This window comes from Pseudomonadales bacterium, from assembly GCA_024234165.1.
Lineage (GTDB): Bacteria > Pseudomonadota > Gammaproteobacteria > Pseudomonadales > UBA5518 > UBA5518.
This window is the reverse complement of sequence record JACKOP010000001.1, coordinates 663,087-684,480: the sequence shown is the minus strand read 5'-3', so window position 1 is coordinate 684,480 and position 21,394 is coordinate 663,087. Positions and strand designations below refer to the sequence as shown.

Genomic DNA, 21,394 nt, shown 5'->3' with positions numbered 1-21,394 from the left:
GCGAAAAGCAACGAGCAGTGGCTCGTGAACGGTGTGCACGCAGTGTGCGCGCACACCGGGAAACCGGTCAATCGGCGCTGCTCTCGGCGCTGTTGCCGAAGTTGTTCCAGAACAGCACCTCGTTCACCGGTCTGCGCCACGCAGGCCGGAAATCCGTGCCCTGCGTGTACGCGACCGGAAAGAGCCCGGCGTGGGTGTAGTGGTGAGGAATGCCGAGCAGCTCCGCCATTTCGCGCTCGCGGTGCAGGTGGACCGTGGTCCAGCAACTGCCGAGACCGCGCGGACGCAGTGCGAGCATGAAGCTCCATGCCGACTGCACGATCGAACCCCACATGCTCGCCTGCAGGAACACGCTCGCGTTCTCGGTGCGTCCCGCGAACACCGGTATCACGAGTACCGGTACCTCGGCCAGGTGTTCACGCAGGTATTGCACCGAGTCGCCGATTTTCTCCGAGCCGGGAATCGAGGCGCCGGCGTAGTTCTCGCCGACCGCATCACCGAGCGCGCGGATCTGGTCGTCCATCGCGGCGTTGTAGATCGCCGCCATGCGTGCGATCGTCGCGCGATCGTCGACCGCGACGAAGCGCCAGGTGTTCATGTTGGAGCCGTTCGGCGCCTGCATCGCGAGCGCCATGCATTCCTCGACGATCGCGCGCGGTACCGGGCGCTGCAGGTCGAGACGCTTGCGCACTGCCCGGGTGGTGGAGAGGACTTCGTCGGGCGTGAGGTCGAGCAATACACTCATGAGGTTGCTCCTGAGACGGTGTGGCGTGATGGCTGTCCGGGCAGATCACTATAAGGGATTTTTCTTATAGCCAAAATATTGGTGGGATTGCGATTCGTCCATTCGTTGCGGGCAGGCGTGGATTCCTCATGTGTTGCGGGGCGGTTGGCCGTGGCGACGGCGCGCGGCATGTGCGATGCGATCGAGGTGGGCGATTTCCGCAGCAAAACCGTCCGTCACCAGCGCGACGTCCGGCATCATGCGCCGGCATGCCAGCGCGCCGATGCACAACCGTCCCGCCGAGCTCATCACCGTGATGTTGATACCTGAACCGAGTTGCAGGGGGCCGAAGGGATGGATGCGCTGCACGCGCGTGCCGACGCAGTAACGTGGGGCCTGCGGTCCCGGCACGTTCGAGATCACCAGGTTCCACGGTGGCGTGATGCGATCGGCGAGTTCACTGCCCGAGTAGATCGTCATGATCCGCGACAGCGTCGAGGGCGGGAACAGGTTCAGCAGCTGGTCCGCCGCCTGGCGGAACACATCGCCCTGGTTGCTGCTGTGACGTTTCCTGGCAACGGCAGTCTGTTCGCGGATCGCCAGCAGACGCTCGCGCGCATCGGCTTGCTGGACCGGCAGGGCGACCAGAAACATCGAAATACGGTTGCCGCGCTCCGGGTCGCCGTCGGCAGCACGCTGCGCCACCGGCACCGTGGCGAGCAGCGGGGTCGCGGGCAGTGCGTCGTGTGCAATCAGCCAGGCACGCAGGGCCGCGCAGCTTGCCGCGAGTACCACATCGTTCACGCTGGTTCCGAAGTGCTTGCCGATCGCCTTCACGCTGTCGAGCGCGACATCGCCCATGCCGATCGCACGCAGCGTCGATAGCCGGCCGTTGAACGGAGTGGGTGGCGCATCGAAGGCCCGCGCACGGGCGGGAGCCTCGGCATCCGTGCGCTCTGCTGCGGTTGCTGCCGGCCTGCGCCGCAACAGCGTGCCGGCAATCTCGGCCGCGCTGCCGACGAGGCGGTATGGCCGTTTGACGAGTGCGCGCGAGGCATCGAGCGCCTTCCACCCGAGCGACGGCTCCGGTTCCGGGGTCCATGCTCGTTGCGGTGGCGGCATGCGTCGTACGCGCGGCGACGGGTCGAGCAGCGTCTCGAGCGCCGCGACCAGCCGGGATCCGTCCATCACCGCGTGATGCACCTTGACGATCAGGGCGATCGATCCGTCGTGCAGTCCCTCGACCAGGTGGATCTCCCACAGCGGCCGCGAACGGTCGAGCAGGCGGCCTGCGAGCAGGCCGGCGAAGGCTTCCAGCTCGCGCGTGCCACCGGGTGCCGGGAGTGCTGCGCGCAACACGTGATTCGACAGGCGGAAGTCGGGATCTTCGATCCAGTGCGGGTCCCCGATCCCGAGGGGGCTTGCAACCAGGCGTCGTCGCAACGGCGGGATCAGGTGCAGGCGTGCCTGCAGTGTGCGTTCGAAGCGCTCATGGAACGCACGCGCCGGCTTCTCGAGCAGCAGGATGCCCATCGTGTGCATCGGCATCTCCGGCGTCTCGCCGTGCAGCAGGCCGGCGTCGAGGTTGGACAGACGCAACATGGACATCGTCTCCGTGGCGAGCAAAGGCTCAGGTGCCGGAATTTGCCGGATACAGTGGCATGCGCCGTGCGCCCTTCCTGCCGTCAGTGTGGGAGACGCTCGGCACGTCGCAGAAGTTCCTCGGACGCCTGAAGCAGAAGGCCGGATTCCCGTGTGATCACCGGTCTGCGAGCGTGCGTATCGAGCGTTATGCCGTCGAATCGATTCCCCGAGGCCGGATCACGGCCGGCAGGATCAATCCGCCGTGAAAACGTTCTGCGTGTCGGAGCCGAACAGCTCGATCAGGAAGCGTTCCTGAGGCTTTTCGGAAGCGGTCTTCGGGATCTCGTCGAGCAGTTGCAGATAGCCCGGCACGAAGTTCGGTTCGAGCCCGGCGCGGCAGTGCGCGAACACCGCCTGCGGGTCGAAGCTCGCCCGATCGCGCGCGACGATCGCGGCGACCACGTCCTTTTCGCCCGGTGAGCCGGAGCGTGCCGGAACGCCGTAGACGTAGACGTCATCGACCGACGGGTGCTCGGCAATCACCTTCTCGACGAAACCCGGGGTGATGAAGTCACCGTTGTGGCGGATGCCACCGCCCTTGCGGTAGTCGAAGTACATCCATCCGTCGGCGTCGCGGTGCCCTACGTCGCCGCTGCGGTTCCAGCCGTCGCGCACCTTCTTCCTCGATGCTTCCGGATTGCCGAGGTATTCGATTTCGACCGATGCCTGACTGCCCTGGGCCGGGCGGCAGCAGATCTCGCCCGATACGCCGGGAGGGCATTCGTTGCCATCGTCGTCGAGGATGCGCATCTCCCAGTTGGGCAACGGTTTGCCGAAGGACCCGATCGGTCCGACGCCGGGTGGCTTCAGTGCCAGACCACCGCCGTCGTTGGCACCGTAGATTTCCAGGATCTGCACGCCGAAACGCGTTTCGAAAGCTTCCCAGATCGCCGCCGGCATGCCGCCGCTGATGATCAGGCGTACCGGGTTGTCCGCGTCGTCGGGGCGTTCGGGTTCGGCGTAGATCGCGGTCGCCATGCCGCCGAGGAGCGAGAAGGTGGTGCAGCCGTAGTGGCGACAGACTTCCCACAGCCTGGATTTGGTGAACTTGCGGCTGAACACCGCACGCAGGCCGGACCACAGCGCCGGGCAGAGTGCCGTCGTCTGCGCGTTGCTGTGCGTGAACGACAGCCCGGTGTAGGGTCGCTCGTCCGCGCGGTAGCCGAACAGCGCGCCGACCATGCCGGTACCGCCGAAGCGCTGGTTGTTGGCGACGATTCCCTTCGGGTCGCCGGTGGTGCCCGAGGTGTAGATCACCTGCAGCGGGTGCTGCAGTGTGGAAGGGAATGGATCGACGGTCACGGCCGGCGCGGCCAGCACGTCGGCCACGCGCTGCACGAGCAGTCGCGAGCGTGGCGCGTCGCCGGCTTCGCCTTCGTCGAGCATCAGCAGCCATTCGAGCCGAGGGCAATCGGCTTCGGCGCGACAGATTTCAGCGAGGTTGTACCGCGAGCACAGGATGCCGCGGCTCCCCGAATTGTTCACCATGAACGCCAGCTTGTCGGCGCGCGTGCGCGGGTCGATCGGCACGAACACCGTGCCGGTGATCGAGGCGGCGACCATCGCATCGACGAACTCGGCGTGGTTGCGCAACGCGATCGCGAAACGGTCGCCGGGCTGCATGCCGCGTGCCCGCAACCACGCCGCGATACGGTTGCCGTTGACGAACAGGTCCGCGTAGGTGCGGACCTCGTCGGGAGTGGTTCCGCCGTCGAGACTGAGATGCTCGAAGGTGAGCACGTCCAGATCGGGCTGCCGTTCTGCGCGCAGCGCGATCAGGTCGGCGAGGATCAGTTCGTTGCGTTCGCGCACGGCTTGCCTCCGGTTGTCAACGCATCGCGATCGTGATGTTCATCACGGCGGTATCGTTTCCGAGCGAACCGCCGCCGTTGTGGCACAGGCCGACCCGGGCTCCCTGCACCTGGCGCCCACCGGCACGTCCCTGCAACTGCCAGGTGACTTCGGCGATCTGTGCCACGCCGGTGGCCCCAACCGGATGTCCCTTGCGCAGCAGCCCGCCCGAGGTGTTGACCGGGATGCGCCCGCCGAGCGAGCTCTCGCCACGCTCGAGGAATGCGGCGACCTCGGCGGCTTCGCACAGCCCCAGATGCTCGTAGGTCAGCAGCTCCGTCACTGCCGACGAGTCGTGCAGTTCGACCAGGCTGAGATCCCGTGGCCCGACGCCGGCGTCGTGATAGGCCTCGGCGATCGAGATGCTCATCACGTTCTCCGGCGAGTTGTCGGGGTGTTCGAAGTACGAATGCACCACCGAGGAAACGATGCGCACCGGTCGCTCGATACCCATGCGGCGCGCCTTGCGCTCACTCACCAGCACCACTGCTGCGCCGCCGTCGGCGACCGGGCAGATCATCGGGCGCGTCAGCGGATCGACGATCACCGGCTCGGCAAGCACTTCTTCCACCGTGACCGCCTTCTGGAACTGCGCGCGCGGATTCAGGCTGCCGTGCACCGAGTTCTTCGCCGACACCATCGCGAAATGGCGCAGCTCCGTGCCATGCGAAGCCATGTACTCGCGCGCCAGCACGCCGTAGAAGTCGGCGAACATCGAACGCTTCGTGCCCGATCCCTCGCTCTGGCCGGCCGTGTTGGTGGCCATGAACGCGTCGCGGGCCTCGACGTCGATCGCGCCGCCGAAGGCGCTGAAGGTGATCGCCCTGTTCTCGTGGAACAGCTTCTCGAAGCCGACCACCAGCACCACGTCGTAGTAGCCGGCGGAAATCATCATCGCGGCCTGGTTCAGCGCCGTGGAGCCGCTGCCGCAGGCGTTCTCGATATTGATGATCGGGAATTTCCCGAGGCCGATCGAACTCAGCACGACCTGGCCGCGAATCGATTCCTGCCCCGTCACGATGCCGGCAGCGCAGTTGCCGACGTAGGCGGCTTCGATTTCGTCGGGGTGGATGCCGGCGTCACGAATCGCTTCCAGGGCCGGCTGGCCGCCGAGCCACTTGATGCTTTTGTCGAGGTGCTTGCCGAACGGTGTCATGCCGACACCGGCGACCACTGCATTCAGACGCATGGATCGGTCCTCCGTGATTCGTTTACCAGCTCGATTTCGGGTCGTCGGCGAGTACCTCGAAGGCATCGTCGCGCCATAGCTTCGTCTCGAGGTCGGTTGCCTTCGCCAGCGCACGCAGTTCTGCGTCGCGCCACGGCAGCGGTGCCGGTGCCTGCAGCAGCCCCTCGCGTTCGAGCTCGGCGACCACTGCCGGGTCGGAACGGAACGGTGTGCCGTATTCCATCTCGTGGAACAGTTCCTCGAGCGCCGGTTTGACGGTCTGCCCACCGGCCTCCCACGATTCGGCCGGATAGCCGACCGCCTGCAGGGCCAACGCAACGCCGGTTTCCGGCATCTTCAGGCGGCGTCCGACGCGACCGAGCACCGGTCCGCCCATCAGGCAGCTGCCGAGCCCCTCGTCGTAGGCAACCAGCGTCGCCTGCGCGATCGCCTGCCCGCAATCCATCAGCGCGCCGGGTGTGTTGCCGGTCACGCGCGGATCGTTCATCAGGAAGCCCGGTGCGAGCTTCTGCTTCACCTCGCTGATCGTCTCCTCGATGTGCACGCCCATGCGACGCGTCTCGACCAGTTCGGAAACGGTCTTCACCCAGTGCTCGCCCTCGTAGGCCATCGGTTCGTTGTACCAGAGGATGAATACCGGTGCGGTCTGCATCTGCTGGTAGCTGATCGGCAGCTTGATGCTGTCGAGCAGCTCCTTCGACGCCTGGTCGCGCCAGATCACGATCGCGCGAATGTTCATCACGTTGCCGGCGCAGGAGGCGCGTCGTGCCGCCTCGAGCATCTTCTGGATCTTCGCGCGCTCCACCGGACGCCATGAGGCAAAGATGCGTATCGAGCGGCGCCGGCCGATGATTTCCTTCAATTCCATGTGCGGTGCTCCTGTACGGGTTGAATACCTGCCGTGTGCGATTCCGGTTGCATGCGCGTCGGCATCAGAACCGTGCCGCTGCCATCAGGCCGAGCATGCTGTTCTCGCCGTCCTCGATCAGCGAGGAGCGGGCATCGCGGAACAGCTTTTCGGCCAGATACGCGTGGGTGAGGCCGTTGCCCCCCAGCGTCTGGATCGCGTCGTGCGCAACGTCGAATGCAGCCTGGGTCACGTAGACCTTGCTGGTGGCAGCGTACTGGAACGGCACGCCTCCAGGATGCACGGCGTCGGCGATCGCCACGCGGCGCGCCAGCGCGCGTGCCGTCTCGACTTTCTGGAACATCGAGAACAGACGGTTCTTCACGTTCTGGTGCTGGATGATCGGCCCGCCGCCCTGCACCCACTGCTTTGCGTAGTCGAGTGCGAGCTCGTAGGCGGCTCGCGCAACGCCGACGAACTGCTGGCCCATCGCGATATTGGCTCCCTTCAGGGTCATTTCCCAGACGAGCGGGTAGATTTCCGGGCCCTCGCCGATCAGGAAGCGTGCCGGCACCTCGACGTTGTCGAAGAAGATCTCGCCCTGGTTCAGTGTGCGCTGGCCGATCTTCTCGGTTGGCTTGCCCCTGGTGATCCCGGGCAGATCGAGAGGCATCAGGAATACCGCACCGTCGGCAAGCCCGACCGGGGAGTTCTCGAAAGTCGCATACACGCTGGCCGAGCCGGCGATGCTGCCGGTCGATACCCAGGAGGATTTCTGACCGTTCAGGAGGTAGACATCACCTTCACGGCGACATTTCAGTACCGGCTTCACGCGCGGGTCGCGATAGCTCGGCTCGGTGAACGCGACGATGTCGCTGCCGCAGCCCGGCTCGGTCAGTGCCAGACAGCAGATCTCGTCGCGGGCAGTGAAGAACTCGACCAGATCCTCGCGGCCAGCCGCCTGCGCGATCGAGGGAGCGATGTTCTGCAGCGCACACGCAATGAACAGACCGACGTCGCCGGCAGACAGTTCCTCGACGACGATGCTGTGCGTCAGCGCGCGCTCGGCAGGCGAGAGCGATGCGTCGTCGATCATCGCGCCGCCACCGAGACCGAGTGTGCGGAACTGTTTCAGCACGCTCCACAACGGTGATTCGGGTGCGATCACGGCCTGGGCGCAAAGGCGGTCGAGCTGGATTCCGGTGGGGCGCAGGACTTCGGTTGCAAAGCGCCGACAGGTTTCCCGGATCGCGCGCATCTCGTCGCTCAATCCGATGTCCAGGTCGAATTCCATGGTGGCTCCTCGATGTGACGGCGTCATTGTCCAGGCATTGGAGCAGCAAAAAATCAACTCGTCAATAGATTAACCGTTCCGGTGTGCGGTGGAACAATTCCCCGCGCAACAGCCGTTCGTAGGTGCGTACGCGTGCGGCGAAGGGTTCTTCGTCGCCGTCGCTGTCGTGGGAGATCGACAATCCCATCGTGAGCGCGAGCAGCAACCCGGCGGCATCTTCCTCGTCGACGTTCGCTGCGATCTCGCCCCGCCGAAGCGCCTCGCGAACCAGGTCGCGAAAGAAATCCGGAAATGCTCCTGCCAGATCGCTGTCCAGCCAGTCGAGCTCGCGGTTGTGGCGGATCTCGGCCGCCGCGTTGCCGCCGAAGCGCACGATGCCCGGCCATTCGCGTGCGAGAGTGATGATGCGTTCGAGGCCGAGGCAGAGCTGGTCGACGACGCTCTGCGCGGCGGCGTCAGCGCAGGCGCCGCGATAGGCGTCGAGCAGCATGACGGTGCAGTGGCGCAGCGCCGCGTGGAACAGTGCTGCCTTGGAGTCGAAGTAGTGATACAGCGAACCGCTGGTGATTCCGGCCTCGCGTGCTATGTCCTGGTTGCTCGTCTGCGCGTAGCCGGACTCGGCAAAACGATGGATCGCGGCGCGCAGGATGCGTTCGCGTGTGGCGGCTCCCACGCCGCTGCCTTGCGGGCGTCCACGTCGGCGTCTCGATTCAGCCGGTCCGGCTTTGCACGCGGTCTTGCGGGGCATGGGTTCTCCGGCTCGGCAATGCGCCGCGCAGTGTAAGCGAGCCCACCCGGCGTGCCTACCGATGCGCTTGGCAGAGCCGATGCGCACTCCTTAAGATGGACGCTCCCCCGATGAGCACGAGCCGAGGCAGGACCATACCGATGCGCGACGAAACCAAGCTGATCCATTCCGGTTACGCCGGTGATCCGACCACGCATGCGGTGGTACCCCCGATCTACCAGACGGTCTCCTACGAGTTCGACAGCGCGCAGCACGGTGCAGACCTGTTCAACCTCGCGGTACCGGGCAACATCTACACACGCATCATGAACCCGACCACCGACGTGCTGGAGAAGCGCGTCGCCGATCTCGAGGGCGGTGTGGCCGCGCTTGCGGTGAGTGCCGGGATGGCTGCGATCAACTACGCGATCCTGACGCTGGCGACGGCGGGCGCGAACATCGTCACCACGCCGCAACTCTACGGTGGTACGTACACGCTGTTTGCGCACATGCTGCCGGGGCTGGGAATCCGCGTGAAGTTTGCTGCGAGCGACCGGCCGCAGGACATTGCGGCGATGATCGATGCCGACACGCGCGCGATCTTCTGCGAAAGCATTGGCAATCCGGCCGGCAACGTCGCCGATATCGCCGCCCTGGCGCAGGTCGCAAATGCCCGCGGGGTGCCGTTGATCGTCGACAACACCGTCGCCACACCGATGCTGACGAAGCCGATCGAGCATGGCGCGCACATCGTGGTGCATGCATTGACCAAGTACATGGGTGGGCATGGCAACTCGCTCGGCGGCATCATCGTCGACGGCGGCAACTTCCCGTGGGCCGAGCACGCGGCGAAGTACCCGATGCTGACCTCGCCGGAGCCGTCGTACCACGGCGTCGTCTACACCGAGGCGATGGGGCCGGCGGCCTACATCGCACGCGCACGGACCGTGCCGTTGCGCAACACAGGCTCTGCGCTGTCGCCGATGAACGCGTTCCTGATCCTGCAGGGGATCGAGACGCTGGCACTGCGTATGGAGCGCCACTGCAGCAACGCACTCGCGGTGGCGCGCTTCCTCGAATCGCATCCGCGTGTCGCCGGCGTCAGCTACGCCGGACTGCCGTCGCATGCGTATTACGCGCTTGCGCAGCGCTACTGCGCGGGTGGCCTGCCGGCTTCCCTGCTGACCTTCGAGGTCAAGGGCGGGCTGGACGATGCCATACGCTTCTACGATGCGCTGAAGCTGTTCAAGCGCCTGGTGAACATCGGTGACGTGAGGTCGCTCGCCTGCCACCCGGCGTCGACCACGCACCGCCAGCTGAGCGAAGAAGAGCAGGCGCGCGCAGGCGTGACACCGGGCATGATCCGTCTCTGTGTGGGCATCGAGCATATCGAAGACATCCTGGCCGATCTCGACCAGGCCTTGGTGTAGGTCGGGTTTCAACCCGACACGCCCGTCGGCATGAATGCCGACCTACGGGCACGACCCCGGTCCTGGTTCATGTGGGTCGGGTTTCAACCCGACACGCCCGTCGGCATGAATGCCGACCTACGGGCACGACCCCGGTCCTGGTTCATGTGGGTCGGGTTTCAACCCGACACGCCCGTCGGCATGAATGCCGACCTACGGGCACGACCTCGGTCCTGGCCCATGTGGGTCGGGTTTCAACCCGACACGCCCGTCGGCATGAATGCCGACCTACGGGCACGACCCCGGTCCTGGCCCATGTGGGTCGGGTTTCAACCCGACACGTCCCCGTCGGCATGAATGCCGACCTACGGGCACGACCCCGGCCCCGCCCCGCCCATGTGGGTCGGGTTTCAACCTGACTGCCCGTCGGCACGAATGCCGACCTACGGGCACGACCCCGGTCCTGGCTCATGTGGGTCGGGTTTCAACCCGACACGTCCCCGTCGGCATGAATGCCGACCTACGGGCACGACCCCGGCCCTGGCTCATGTGGGTCGGGTTTCAACCTGACTGCCCGTCGGCATGAATGCCGACCTACGGACACGGCCCCGGCCCCGGCTCATGTGGGTCGGGTTTCAACCCGACACGTCCCCGTCGGCATGAATGCCGACCTACGGGCACGGCCCTGGCCCATGTAGGTCGGGTTTCAACCCGACACGCCCGTCGGCATGAATGCCGACCCACGGGCACGACCCCCGGCTCCGGCCCATGTGGGTCGGGTTTCAACCCGACACGCCCGTCGGCATGAATGCCGACCTACGGGCACGACCCCGGTCCCGGCCCATGTAGGTCGGGTTTCAACCCGACACGCCCGTCGGCATGAATGCCGACCTACGGGCACGACCCCGGTCCTCGCTCATGTGGGTCGGGTTTCAACCTGACTGCCCGTCGGCACGAATGCCGACCTACGGGCACGACCCCGGTCCTCGCCCATGTGGGTCGGGTTTCAACCCGACACGCCCGTCGGCACGAATGCCGACCCACGGGCACGACCCCGGTCCTGGCTCATGTGGGTCGGGTTTCAACCCGACACGTCCCCGTCGGCATGAATGCCGACCTACGGGCACGACCCCGGCCCCGCCCCGCCCCGCCCATGTGGGTCGGGTTTCAACCCGACACGTCCCGTCGGCACGAATGCCGACCTACGGGCACGACCCCGGTCCTGGCTCATGTGGGTCGGGTTTCAACCCGATATGCCCGTCGGCATGAATGCCGACCTACGGGCACGGCCCCGGCCCCGCCCATGTGGGTCGGGTTTCAACCCGACGCCCGTCGGCATGAATGCCGACCTACGGACACGACCCCGGTCCTGGCTCATGTGGGTCGGGTTTCAACCCGACATGCCCGTCGGCACGAATGCCGACCTACGGGCACGACCCCGGTCCTGGCCCATGTGGGTCGGGTTTCAACCCGACACGTCCCCGTCGGCATGAATGCCGACCTACGGGCACGACCTCGGTCCCGGCCCTGGCCCATGTGGGTCGGGTTTCAACCCGACTGCCCGTCGGCACGAATGCCGACCTACGGGCACGACCCCGGCTCCGGCCCATGTGGGTCGGGTTTCAACCCGACTGCCCGTCGGCATGAATGCCGACCTACGCCGGCGGTGCGGGTGGCTGGGCAGCCGCTCCGTAGATGTCTTCGTAACTCACCAGCCAGGCAGCGAACAGCACCGGCATCAGCACCAGCAACCCCAGGCCGAACGGAATCATCGCGATCGTGGCTGCGATCGTTCCCAGCACGCCAAAGACCAGCAGCGGCACGACATTGCCGATGCAGGCGCGCAGACTGCGGCGCATCGCTGTCCACGGCTCGGTACCGCCGAACACCACGTCGGGCAGAGCGAACCAGTACATCGCGGTGATCGTCAGGGTAGCCAGCAGCAGGAGCAGCAGTCCGGGAAGCATTCCGGCTATCAGTCCGCTGGTGGGCAGCCAGGAGTCGTCGTGCACGGATGCCATGAGCGCGCCGACTCCGGACAGCCCGACGATGACCAGTCCTGCCACAATGGCAGCGCCAAGCGTCAGACCAAGGCAGATCGCCGCGAGGACCAGCACCGGTTTCAGCGCGGGATGCGAGCCGAAGCCAAGCATGTCGTCGAGCAACGTCGTCGAAGCCGCGTGCCGCGCACGCTGGCTAGCGTGCAGCGTGGCGGCGGCAAAGACGCTGTACGCGAAGGGTGACAGCAGATTGCCGAGAACCGGCAGCGCGTTGCAGATCGCCATCACGACGAGCAGCAGCAATGCCTGCGCGATCCACGGCCCGGGCGTGCGGGAAAACAGCCGCCAGCCATCGATGAACCATTCGAGTCCTTGCATCGCACCTACGCTGCGTGGCGATGATGCCGTCGAATTTGCCGGGACCATGCCTGCCGTCCTCGTGTGGTGTCGTCGTGAGCGATAAAGAAAGGTTGCGGGACCACGCCCGCAGCCGGATCCGGGACGACCGTGTCGGCTGCCATCGGCTAAGCTTCGCGCAGGCGCGCCATGGAGTCGAATGATGAGTTATCTGGGCAAGAACTACCACCCGCCGGGAACCGCACCCGGTACGCTCGACGACAGTCAGCGAGGTGAAATCGAAATCCGGCTGGTGGATTACGGAACCGACGAATACATCGAGACCACGCTTGCGCGGGCCGAAGATTGCAAGCCGTATCTCGAGCGCCGGTCACGCACCTGGGTGCAGATCAACGGCCGCCCGGACGTCGCGACCGTGCGCAGCCTCGGGCAGTTGTTCGATCTGCACGAGCTGGCGCTCGAAGACGTGCTGAATACGGGCCAGCGTCCCAAGGTCGACGTCTACGACGAGCAGATCTTCGTGGTACTGGCAATGCCGGTGCAAACGCCGGATGGCGTGGTCAGCGAGCAGATCAGCATCTTCGCCGGAACCGACTACCTGATCTGCTTCTCGACCACGGCGAAAGACCCATTCGAGCTGTTGCGCAAGCGCATGCGGCCGCCGTCGGTCTCGCGGCTGAGGGCGCGGCGCATCGACTATCTGCTCTATGCGCTCGTCGATTTCGTGATCGATGCCGCTTTCCCGGTGCTTGAGCAATTCAGCGACGATATCGAGGAACTGGAAGAGGAACTGCTCGACCAGCCGGGGCGCGACGCGATCGCACGGCTGCATCACATCCGTCGCGAGCTGCTGCTGCTGCGACGCATGCTGTGGCCGCAGCGCGAGCTGGTGAGCCGGCTGCAGCGTGACGAGATCGACCTGATCGAGGAGCAGACGCGGCCGTTCCTGCGTGACTGCTACGATCACAGCGTGCAGATCATCGACCTGCTGGAAAGCTTCCGCGAAATGTCGGCGAGTTTGCTCGAAGTCTATCTGTCGAGCATCAGCAATCGCACCAACGAGGTGATGCGCGTACTGACGATCATCGCGACGATCTTCATTCCGCTCACGTTCATCGTCGGTGTCTACGGCATGAACTTCGATCAGAGCGTATCGCCTTGGTCGATGCCGGAGCTGCGCTGGTACTGGGGCTATCCGCTGGTGTGGCTGGTCATGCTCACTGTCGCTGGCTCACTGATCTGGTTCTTCCGCCGCAAGCAGTGGCTGTAGACGGGTCTGCAGCGGGTGTCGCAAAAGACTCCGATCGTCGATACGAGCAGCGCGGGACGATGCCTTTGCATCGGGGGGCGTGCGCCGCAGGGATGCGGCGCTCGAGCCTGCAGGGATGCATTTACGGCGTCCCACCGATGCGAAGGCATCGTCACGCGCAGACCATGCAACGTTCGAGAACCTTTTGCGACACGCTCAGCAGGGCGCCTGCAGTCAGCGGTGTCGGCGGTGTCAGCGGTGTCGGCGGTTCCGCAATGGTCTGCTTTTGCGTATCCTTCACGCCTTTTTCGCGGAGTTGCGACGCATGGACCTGTTCGATTTCGCACCCGGCAGGGAAGGTTACTACGGCCGCTACGGTGGAGCCTTCCTGCCGGAGATCCTGCATTCGACGATCGAGGAGCTGCGCGCGGGGTTTCGTGGCGTGAAGCAGGACCCCGCGTTCTGGCAGGAATACCGCCAACTCATGCGCGACTACTCCGGTCGCCCCACACCGGTCACGCACCTGGCGAACCTGTCCCGCCAGCTCGGTGGCGCGCAGATCTACGTGAAGCGCGAGGACCTCAACCACACCGGATCACACAAGATCAACAACGTGATGGGGCAGGGGCTGCTCTGCCGGCGCCTCGGCAAGACACGCGTGATCGCCGAAACCGGTGCCGGTCAGCACGGTTTCGCAACGGCAACGATGGCGGCGAGATTCGGCTTTCGCTGCCGTATCTACATGGGGGCCGTCGACGTTGCACGCCAGCGTCCGAACGTGTTCTGGATGGAGAACCTCGGTGCCGAAGTGGTGTCGGTCGAGGACGGCCAGCGTACGCTGAAGGATGCGATCAACGAGGCGATGCGCGACTGGGCGACGAACATGGCCGACACGCACTATGTGCTCGGCACGGCCTGCGGTGCGCATCCGTTTCCGGAGATGGTGAGCTGGTTCCAGTCGATCATCGGGCTGGAGGCACGCGAGCAGATCCTGGCCGCAGCCGGTCGCCTGCCCGATCGTGTCTACGCCTGTGTCGGCGGTGGTTCGAACGCGATCGGGATCTTCCAGGGGTTTCTCGATGACGCGGATGTCGAGTTGGTGGGCTGCGAGGCCGGCGGCTTCGGCGCCGGCAAGGGACAGCATGCTGCGCGCCTTGCCTACCATGATGCATCGGTCGGGGTTGCGCAGGGCTTCAAGACCTATTTCCTGCAGGACGAGCAGGGCAACATGCTGGAGACGCACTCGGTGGCGGCCGGTCTCGATTACATCGGGGTCAATCCGATCCTGGTCTGGCTGTGGGAGCAGGGACGCGTACGCTTCGAGGCGGCGACCGACGCCGAGGTCGCCGAAACCCTGCGGCTGGTGATGCGCAGCGAAGGGTTGATCCCTGCACTCGAGAGCACGCACGCATTCGTGCGAGCGGTCCGGGAGGCACCGTCGCTCGGGCGTGATGCGGTGATCCTGATCAACCAGTCCGGGCGTGGCGACAAGGATATCTTCACGGTTGCCGATGCACTCGGTGACTCCAACTGGAAACGCTTCATCGGCGCCAAGGCGGCACAGTATGCAGTTGAGTGATTATCTGGACCAACGGCGTGCACTGCGCCGGCCGCTGGTGATGACGCACGTGGTCTGCGGTTATCCGAGTTTCGAGGACAACTGGCGCGAACTCGAGATCATGGCCGCTGCCGGCGTCGATCTGGTCGAATTGCAGTTTCCGTTCTCCGAGCCGTCGGCCGACGGTCCGCTGTTCGTGAAGGCGAACCAGGCGTCGCTGGCGCGTGGCACCACGGTTGAGCAGTGCTTCGATTTCATGGCGCGTGCGAGTGCCAGTTTCCCGTTTCGGCTGCTGATGATGGGTTACTACAACACGGCATTCCGCATGGGGCACGCGGTCTTCGTCGAGCGGCTCGCCAGGGCCGGTGCGGTGGGCTTCATCCTGCCGGACCTGCCGATCGAGGAAGCCGGCGAGCTGCATGCACTGGCGCTGGCACGTGATCTGGCGCCGATAATCCTGATGACTCCGACCAGCAGCGACGATCGTCTGGCACAGCTCGCAGCGGCGGCACACGGTTTCGTTTACGTGGTCGCCCGCAAGGGAGTCACCGGATCCAGTACCGCGATGGACGAGGGCGTCGTGGCGTTGCTGGCGCGTTGCCGGCGTGTGACCAGGCTGCCGCTTGCGCTCGGCTTCGGAGTTGCGACGGCTGCGGATATCGAGTTCATCGCCGACCATGCCGATATCGCGATCATCGGTACCGCAGCGCTGCGAGCGTGGGAAGCCGGTCGCGACGAAGGCCTGCGCGATTTTTTCGCTGCCCTGGCGTTGCCCGCATAGTTGATCGTCGGCATGAATGCCGACCTGCGTGGGTCGGGTTTCAACCCGACAGGGGCCGTCGGCATGAATGCCGACCTACATGTACCGGCGCAATCCCCCGTCGGCATGAATGCCGACCTACAGGTGCAATGCCAGCCGGTGTGGGTCGGGTTTCAACCCGACAGGGGCCGTCCGCATGAATGCCGACCTACAGGGGAAAACGGGCAATGATCGCGGTGACGGTCTCGTCGACGATGCGCTCGCGCGCGGCGACGCTGCGCCCCGGAACCAGCCGGCGTGTAACGGCACCGCGCCATTGCAACTGGCGGCTGGCGGGATCGATGAAGTCGATGAACAGGGTGCCCTCGGTGTACTGATCGACGTCGATGTCACCACCAAACGTCAGCGCGTGACTACAACGCCAGCAATGCGTGTAGGACCAGCCGAGGTTGTAGTCGCGGATGCGGGTGCGGTTTTCGGTTGTCACCAGGAAACTGACCAGCAACTGTGCCTGTTCCGGTTCCACGATCTGGTAGCCGCGGGCTTCGAGCGCAGCGGTAAGTGCGCGCCGGATACGATTCTGCAGCAGATCGTCGCTGGCGATCGCCGGCGAGTTGGACACGGCGTCGGAATCGACGATCGCAACGGTGCGGGCCCGGTTGAGATCGTAGTCGGGGTTGTAGTCGGTCACCACACGTGGGGCGACGCTGCATGCGCCGACCGTGAGCAGCAGCGACGCCATGGCGAGCATGGCGCCGATGCGTTGAAGAGCGTAGCGCATGGGTACTGCCTCCGAAACGGTTTGTCAGCGATGTGCGGACCGGTTGGCGAACAGCACGCGGCGCCAACCGGAGCGCTCGAAGGGCCGCCAGCCGTTTTCGGGTTGGCGGAGCCGATCTGCCAGGACGTAGTAGGCCAGCGGGTTTGCCCCGAAGCCCATGTGGCTGCTGAAGACGTGGATATTCTCCATGAAAGCCCCTTCCGGCGGGCACGCGATGCTCGGGTGCACGAAGCCGTCGCTGCGACTCCAGACGATCGACAGCGGCACTTCGATCGGCACGCGTGCCATGGTGTTCCAGCGGCGCAGATCACGTTCATCGGGTTCGGGAGAGTCGATCAGCCGCCGCATCACCGGCCACAGGATCGTTGCACGCGGGTCGCCGAAAGGAGAGCCCAGCGTGATCACCTGGCGCACCAGATCAGGGAAGCGCGCGGCGATCTGGCGGGCATAAAGCCCGCCCAGACTCCATCCCACCAGTGAAGCCCGGCGACCGGTACGCTTGTGGATCTGGTGCAACTGCTCACCCATCGTGGTCACCACCCGATGCATGAACTCGAGCACGCCGTCTATGTCACGCGTCGTCGCCGGATCCATGTTGCGTCCGAGTGGCCACGGATGCGCTTCGTAGCCCCAGTGCGTGATGTAGCGCCGCATCAGCGCCATGCTGCCATTGCCGCCGCCGTAGCCGGGCAGTGTGATCACGGGGTGACCGTCGCCTTTGGGTTGGCGGCAAAGCCAGCGGTGTGCCGGCAGCATGGTCATGAGTTCCTGCGTTGCGCGCGCAGGCTCGAGCACTGCGAAGATCGGGTTGGGGATCTGGATTTCGGCGTGTTGCTGCATGCGCTGAGGTCTGATTGGCAAGATACTTTACCAAAGGCTAGCAGAGGATCTTCCCCGCGTACAATCCACCATCATGGGTAAACCGCAGCGTACGTCCGTACGGCTCAGGCAGGATGCTGCGGCGGATTCCCCCAGCGTGGCGCACAATCGTGTTCGATGCCCAGTGCGTCGAGTCCGCGCGCGACGATCTGCTCGACGAGGTCATCGATGCTGCGTTCGCCGTGGTAGAACGACGGCGCCGGCGGCAGGATCACGGCGCCGTAGTCGCTCGCACGCAGCATCAGTTCGAGATGCCCCTTGTGCAGTGGTGCCTCGCGCACCATGAGCACCAGCCGACGGCGCTCCTTCAGCGTGACGTCCGCTGCGCGCAGCATCAGGTTCTCGGCATAACAGTTGGCGATTCCGGAGAGCGTGCGGATGCTGCAGGGGGCGATGATCATGCCGTGCGTGAGGAAGGAACCGCTCGCGATCGATGCGGCCAGATTGTCGTTGCGGTGCCAGATATCGCAGCGCGTGCGCAACTCTGCAACGCCGATGCCGGTCTCCACGGCCAGTGTGCGTTCGCCACCCTCGCTGACGATCAGGTGGGTCTCCACGTCCAGGCCCCGCAGGCGCTCCAGCAGGCGGACTCCGTAGACGGCACCGCTCGCGCCGCTTATCCCGACGATGATCCTGCGCCTCATCCCGACCTCCATTCGTACCGCGGCAGTATACGCGTGCGTGCTGCTGCCCGATCACGATGCGGTGGGTTAGACTTCCGGCCCGGTCGCGGCCCTGAACAACGAGTCCTGCAATGTCGCATCTGCTGATCGCTCTGTGTGCCGGTATGCGCGTGCTCCGGGTCCTGTTGCTGTGCGTCGCCAGTACGCTCGCCGTCGCTGCCGAAGTCACGGATGCGACGCAGACACTGCCGAGTCTGGAGGATGTGCAGCGTCAGATCAGCATCCTGGGCGCTGCTGGCAGCGAAGACCCCCTGAACGCCCGCCTGCTCGAGATCCACCAGCGCAATGCGCAGGATCTGGCCGCGATTGCGGAAAACCGTGACAGCAGCGCTCGCTACCTGCGCCTCTACCAGGAAGTGCCCGAGAAGATCGAGCGCTTCACACGCGAGCTGACCGAACTGCAACGCCAGGTGCGTTCGGCGAGCAGCCTTGCCAAGGGGGTGGCGGTGCAGCGGCTGGAGAGCATGCTGCGTGCCACGCGCGCACGTCTGACCGAGCTGCGCGGTGAGGAATCGTCGGTGCGGGCAACGGTGGAGAACCTGCAGTCACGTGTCGAGGCGGCACGCCAGGAGCTGAATGCGCTCACCACGAGTGCCGCGGTGCCGGACAAGAAGCCGGCAATCGTGGCGGGGGAAAATCCCTCGATGACGCGAGCGCGCCAGGAGCAGTGGCTGATAGGGCGCGAACTGCGCGCGAGCCGGATCGCGCGGCTGGAGACCGAGATCCAGACGGTACCGGACCGTCTCACGGCTGCACAGTTGCGACTGAAACTGGTCACGGCGCAGCGGGAGCAGGAAGAACACTTCCTCGATGAACTGCTTGGCATGGACAGCCTGAAGCGGATTGCCGAGGCGGACAAGCTGCGTGAGCAGGTACGGCAGGGCCTTGCCGAGGCAACGTCGCCTCTGGCGGAGCTGATGGCGTTGCACGACGAGATCACGCGTCTCGCCGATGAGTATGTCGAGGTGGTCGCGCGCTCGGAGGCGATCGGTGCCGACGTTGCCACGGAAAGTGCACGTGCCGTCGATATCGCCAACATCTACGAAAGCACGCGCCAGCAACTCGAGATCGCAGCGCTCAGCGATGCGCTCGGGCCGGTGCTGGTGGCGCAGTATCGCAAGCTGGGCAGTTACGGACAGTCGGGCGACAAGCTCGAAGCCGTCGCGGAAATGCTCTCGACTACACGGTTGCGCGAGTTCCAGATCACGCGTCTGCTGGCAGCGGAGGTACAGTCGCGTGAAGTCGTCTATCGCGCCATCGACGCACAGCAGTCGCCGGAGACTGCCGAGCGGGTCGCCACGCTCGCCGAGGCGGATCGGTTGCTCGGCGATCGTAGCCGCTTGCTCGACGCCTTGAATCGCAGCTACGTGCATTTGACCGGCCAGATCGTCGATCTGGAACAGGCGTATCGACAGCAGTCGGATGCCGCATCCGGGTTCCGCAAGTTGATCGATCGCAACCTGATCTGGATGAAATCGCACCCCGGTCTGAGTTTCGTCGATCTGCTGGCGTGGCCGCGTGCAACGTTCGGCCTGTTGCAGACACAGGACTGGGGTGCATTGGGAGTCACGCTGCAGGGGCAGATACGCAAGCATCCGTTGAGCGCAGGTCTTGCGCTGATCGTTGCACTCGTGGTGTGGCGCTATCACAACGCGCTGCTGAACCGGCTGGCCACGCTCAGTCTGCGCCGTATCGGCTGGCGCAACTATCGGTACCGGATGGGGCTCGAGGCGATTGCGATCCATCTGCTGCTGGCGTTGCCGGTGCCGCTGCTGCTGGCCGGTGCCGGCTGGCTGCTTGCACGTGTCGAGGTGCCCGGATCGGCCGCGCAGGCACTGACCGGAGCGTGTTACCAGACGGCGGGTCTCGCCTACCTTTATCTGCTCGTGCTCGGCACGATGGCGCACGAGGGCTTTGCGCGTGCGCATCTGCGCTGGAAGACGGCCCGCGTGCAGAGCGTGCGCCGTCTTCTGCAGGCTGGCCTGTGGGTGATGCTGCCGCTCGCTTTTTTCGCCGCGGCGACGCGGCTGATGACGGTCGATCCTGCAGACCAGTCATACCGCATCAGTGGTCTGCTGGTCACTGCGACGTATTTCATCTTCCTGGTGCTGATCGTGCGTGCTGCGCGCGGCATGTTCGATTCCGTATTCTATTCGCGTGGCCATCCGTGGTTGGCACGTCTCGGTTCGCTGCTTCTGCTGGCGATCATCGTTGCGTTGCCGCTGGTGTTCGTGCTCGATATCCAGGGCTACCACTTCACTGCACGCGAACTGCAGTTGCGCGTGTTTCTTAGCAGTGTGGTGCTGGTGTTCGCCAAGATGATGCTGGACGCCGGACTGCTCGGACTCACCATCGCCGCTCAGCGTTCGCTGGCTGGCGCGCAGGCGCTGCAGTCGACTGGCGACGAGGGTGATGGCGCAGCGCAGGCAAGGAGTGCAGGCGACAGCTTCGACCAGATCGATCTGGAGAAGATGAGTGCGGGGGCAATGGCGTTGCTGCAGGTGCTGGTCGCCGCGGTGGCCGCACTGGTGCTGGCGCTGGTGTGGCAGCAGTTCTTCACGGCCCTGTCGATCCTCGATACGGTCGGTCTGTGGAACTACGTGCAAACGGTGGATGGTGTCGAGGCGGTCTCCACCGTGTCGCTGTTCGATGCGGGTACGGCACTGCTGGTGCTCGGCCTGTCCTTCGTGTTCGCATCCGGGCTGCCGGCACTGGTGGGCGTGCTGTTCTACAACCTGATCACCGAGAGAGGCGTGTTGTATGCGATCCAGACCCTGATCCGCTATGCGGTGATACTGGTGGGTGGGCTGGTATCACTGCACATGCTGGGTTTCGGCTGGTCCAAGCTGCAATGGATGGCGGCTGGTCTGTCGGTGGGAATCGGTTTCGGTCTGCAGGAAATCTTCGCGAACTTCATCTCCGGCCTCATCGTGCTGTTCGAGCGTCCGGTGCGCATCGGTGACATGGTCACGCTCGGCGAGTACAGCGGAACGATCCAGCGCATCCGCATGCGTGCGACGACGATCACGGATTCCGACAATCGCGAAATCATCGTGCCGAACAAGACCTTCGTGACCGAGCGCCTGATCAACTGGACGCTGAGCAGCCCGGTCATCCGGCTCACCATCGATGTGGGTGTTTCCCGCGACAGCGACCCGCGTCAGGTGTGTGCGATATTGCTGGAAATCCTGCAATCGGATTCGCGGGTGATGCGCGATCCGGCGCCGAACGTGACTTTCCGGCAATTTGCGCCGAGTTCTTTCGAGATGCGCTGCTTCGCACACGTGGCGGATATCTCGTTGGGCGCGCCGGTGCAGACCGAACTGTACATGCGGATCGCCGAAGTGTTCCGCGAGCGGGGTATCGAGATCGCCTACCCGCAGATGGATCTGCACCTGCGCGCGGTGGACCCGCAAGCGCGGCTGTGCTGAGTCCGCAGAGC

General features: G+C 65.0%; 17 protein-coding genes. 6 read left to right on the top strand and 11 right to left on the bottom strand.

Going from position 1 to position 21,394, the window contains the following annotated elements; genetic code table 11:
* Positions 1 to 67: 67 nt before the first annotated feature.
* Together H7A12_02945 and H7A12_02940 are read right to left on the bottom strand one after the other, a co-directional pair.
* The gene (locus H7A12_02945) at positions 68 to 745 is read right to left on the bottom strand and encodes a nitroreductase family protein (GenBank protein ID MCP5319777.1); all 678 of its coding nucleotides are present in this window, start codon (positions 743 to 745) and stop codon (positions 68 to 70) included.
* Between the two features lie 126 nt (positions 746 to 871).
* Positions 872 to 2,326 (bottom strand): wax ester/triacylglycerol synthase family O-acyltransferase, encoded by a 1,455-nt coding sequence (locus tag H7A12_02940; GenBank protein MCP5319776.1) that lies wholly within the window; start codon positions 2,324 to 2,326, stop codon positions 872 to 874.
* Between the two features lie 59 nt (positions 2,327 to 2,385).
* On the opposite strand from H7A12_02940, the gene H7A12_02935 reads away from it, so the two are divergent.
* Positions 2,386 to 2,574 carry a hypothetical protein gene (locus tag H7A12_02935; GenBank protein MCP5319775.1) on the top strand — a complete coding sequence of 63 codons (189 nt, stop codon included), beginning with the start codon at positions 2,386 to 2,388 and terminating at the stop codon, positions 2,572 to 2,574.
* Here the strand turns inward: H7A12_02935 and H7A12_02930 are convergent.
* From H7A12_02930 to H7A12_02910, 5 genes are all read right to left on the bottom strand, one after another.
* Complete coding sequence (locus H7A12_02930) at positions 2,561 to 4,180, bottom strand: AMP-binding protein (GenBank protein ID MCP5319774.1); 1,620 nt, start codon at positions 4,178 to 4,180, stop codon at positions 2,561 to 2,563. The genes H7A12_02935 and H7A12_02930 overlap by 14 nt on opposite strands.
* A gap of 16 nt (positions 4,181 to 4,196) precedes the next feature.
* Complete coding sequence (locus tag H7A12_02925; GenBank protein MCP5319773.1) at positions 4,197 to 5,408, bottom strand: thiolase family protein; 1,212 nt, start codon at positions 5,406 to 5,408, stop codon at positions 4,197 to 4,199.
* Positions 5,409 to 5,430: 22 nt separating this feature from the next.
* Entirely contained in the window at positions 5,431 to 6,276 is an 846-nt protein-coding gene (locus tag H7A12_02920) for a nitroreductase family protein (protein MCP5319772.1), read from the bottom strand.
* A gap of 64 nt (positions 6,277 to 6,340) precedes the next feature.
* Positions 6,341 to 7,549: an acyl-CoA/acyl-ACP dehydrogenase gene (locus H7A12_02915; GenBank protein MCP5319771.1), complete on the bottom strand. Its 1,209-nt coding sequence runs from the start codon at positions 7,547 to 7,549 to the stop codon at positions 6,341 to 6,343.
* Positions 7,550 to 7,610: 61 nt separating this feature from the next.
* Positions 7,611 to 8,297, bottom strand: coding sequence for a TetR/AcrR family transcriptional regulator (locus H7A12_02910; protein MCP5319770.1), 687 nt, complete (start codon positions 8,295 to 8,297; stop codon positions 7,611 to 7,613).
* 140 nt (positions 8,298 to 8,437) lie between these two features.
* Between H7A12_02910 and H7A12_02905 the strand changes: the two genes are divergently transcribed.
* Positions 8,438 to 9,706 carry an O-acetylhomoserine aminocarboxypropyltransferase/cysteine synthase gene (locus tag H7A12_02905; protein MCP5319769.1) on the top strand — a complete coding sequence of 423 codons (1,269 nt, stop codon included), beginning with the start codon at positions 8,438 to 8,440 and terminating at the stop codon, positions 9,704 to 9,706.
* A 1,634-nt stretch (positions 9,707 to 11,340) separates the two neighbouring features.
* Here H7A12_02905 and H7A12_02900 read toward each other — a convergent pair.
* On the bottom strand, positions 11,341 to 12,063 hold the full coding sequence (locus H7A12_02900) for a hypothetical protein (protein MCP5319768.1): 723 nt from the start codon (positions 12,061 to 12,063) through the stop codon (positions 11,341 to 11,343).
* Positions 12,064 to 12,244: 181 nt separating this feature from the next.
* On the opposite strand from H7A12_02900, the gene corA reads away from it, so the two are divergent.
* From corA to H7A12_02885, 3 genes are all read left to right on the top strand, one after another.
* A complete protein-coding gene (corA, locus tag H7A12_02895; GenBank protein MCP5319767.1) occupies positions 12,245 to 13,312 on the top strand; it encodes a magnesium/cobalt transporter CorA in 1,068 nt (355 codons plus the stop codon).
* Between the two features lie 304 nt (positions 13,313 to 13,616).
* Entirely contained in the window at positions 13,617 to 14,870 is a 1,254-nt protein-coding gene (gene trpB / locus H7A12_02890; protein MCP5319766.1) for a tryptophan synthase subunit beta, read from the top strand.
* Positions 14,857 to 15,630 carry a tryptophan synthase subunit alpha gene (locus tag H7A12_02885; protein ID MCP5319765.1) on the top strand — a complete coding sequence of 258 codons (774 nt, stop codon included), beginning with the start codon at positions 14,857 to 14,859 and terminating at the stop codon, positions 15,628 to 15,630. The genes trpB and H7A12_02885 overlap by 14 nt, the downstream gene beginning before the upstream one ends.
* Positions 15,631 to 15,817: 187 nt before the next feature.
* Here H7A12_02885 and H7A12_02880 read toward each other — a convergent pair whose 3' ends face one another.
* From H7A12_02880 to H7A12_02870, 3 genes are all read right to left on the bottom strand, one after another.
* On the bottom strand, positions 15,818 to 16,390 hold the full coding sequence (locus H7A12_02880; GenBank protein MCP5319764.1) for a DUF4136 domain-containing protein: 573 nt from the start codon (positions 16,388 to 16,390) through the stop codon (positions 15,818 to 15,820).
* Positions 16,391 to 16,414: 24 nt separating this feature from the next.
* Complete coding sequence (locus H7A12_02875; GenBank protein ID MCP5319763.1) at positions 16,415 to 17,251, bottom strand: alpha/beta fold hydrolase; 837 nt, start codon at positions 17,249 to 17,251, stop codon at positions 16,415 to 16,417.
* 83 nt (positions 17,252 to 17,334) lie between these two features.
* Positions 17,335 to 17,913, bottom strand: a complete 579-nt coding sequence (locus H7A12_02870) for a UbiX family flavin prenyltransferase (protein ID MCP5319762.1) — start codon at positions 17,911 to 17,913, stop codon at positions 17,335 to 17,337.
* A gap of 110 nt (positions 17,914 to 18,023) precedes the next feature.
* On the opposite strand from H7A12_02870, the gene H7A12_02865 reads away from it, so the two are divergent.
* Positions 18,024 to 21,383: a mechanosensitive ion channel gene (locus tag H7A12_02865; protein MCP5319761.1), complete on the top strand. Its 3,360-nt coding sequence runs from the start codon at positions 18,024 to 18,026 to the stop codon at positions 21,381 to 21,383.
* Positions 21,384 to 21,394: the final 11 nt, after the last annotated feature.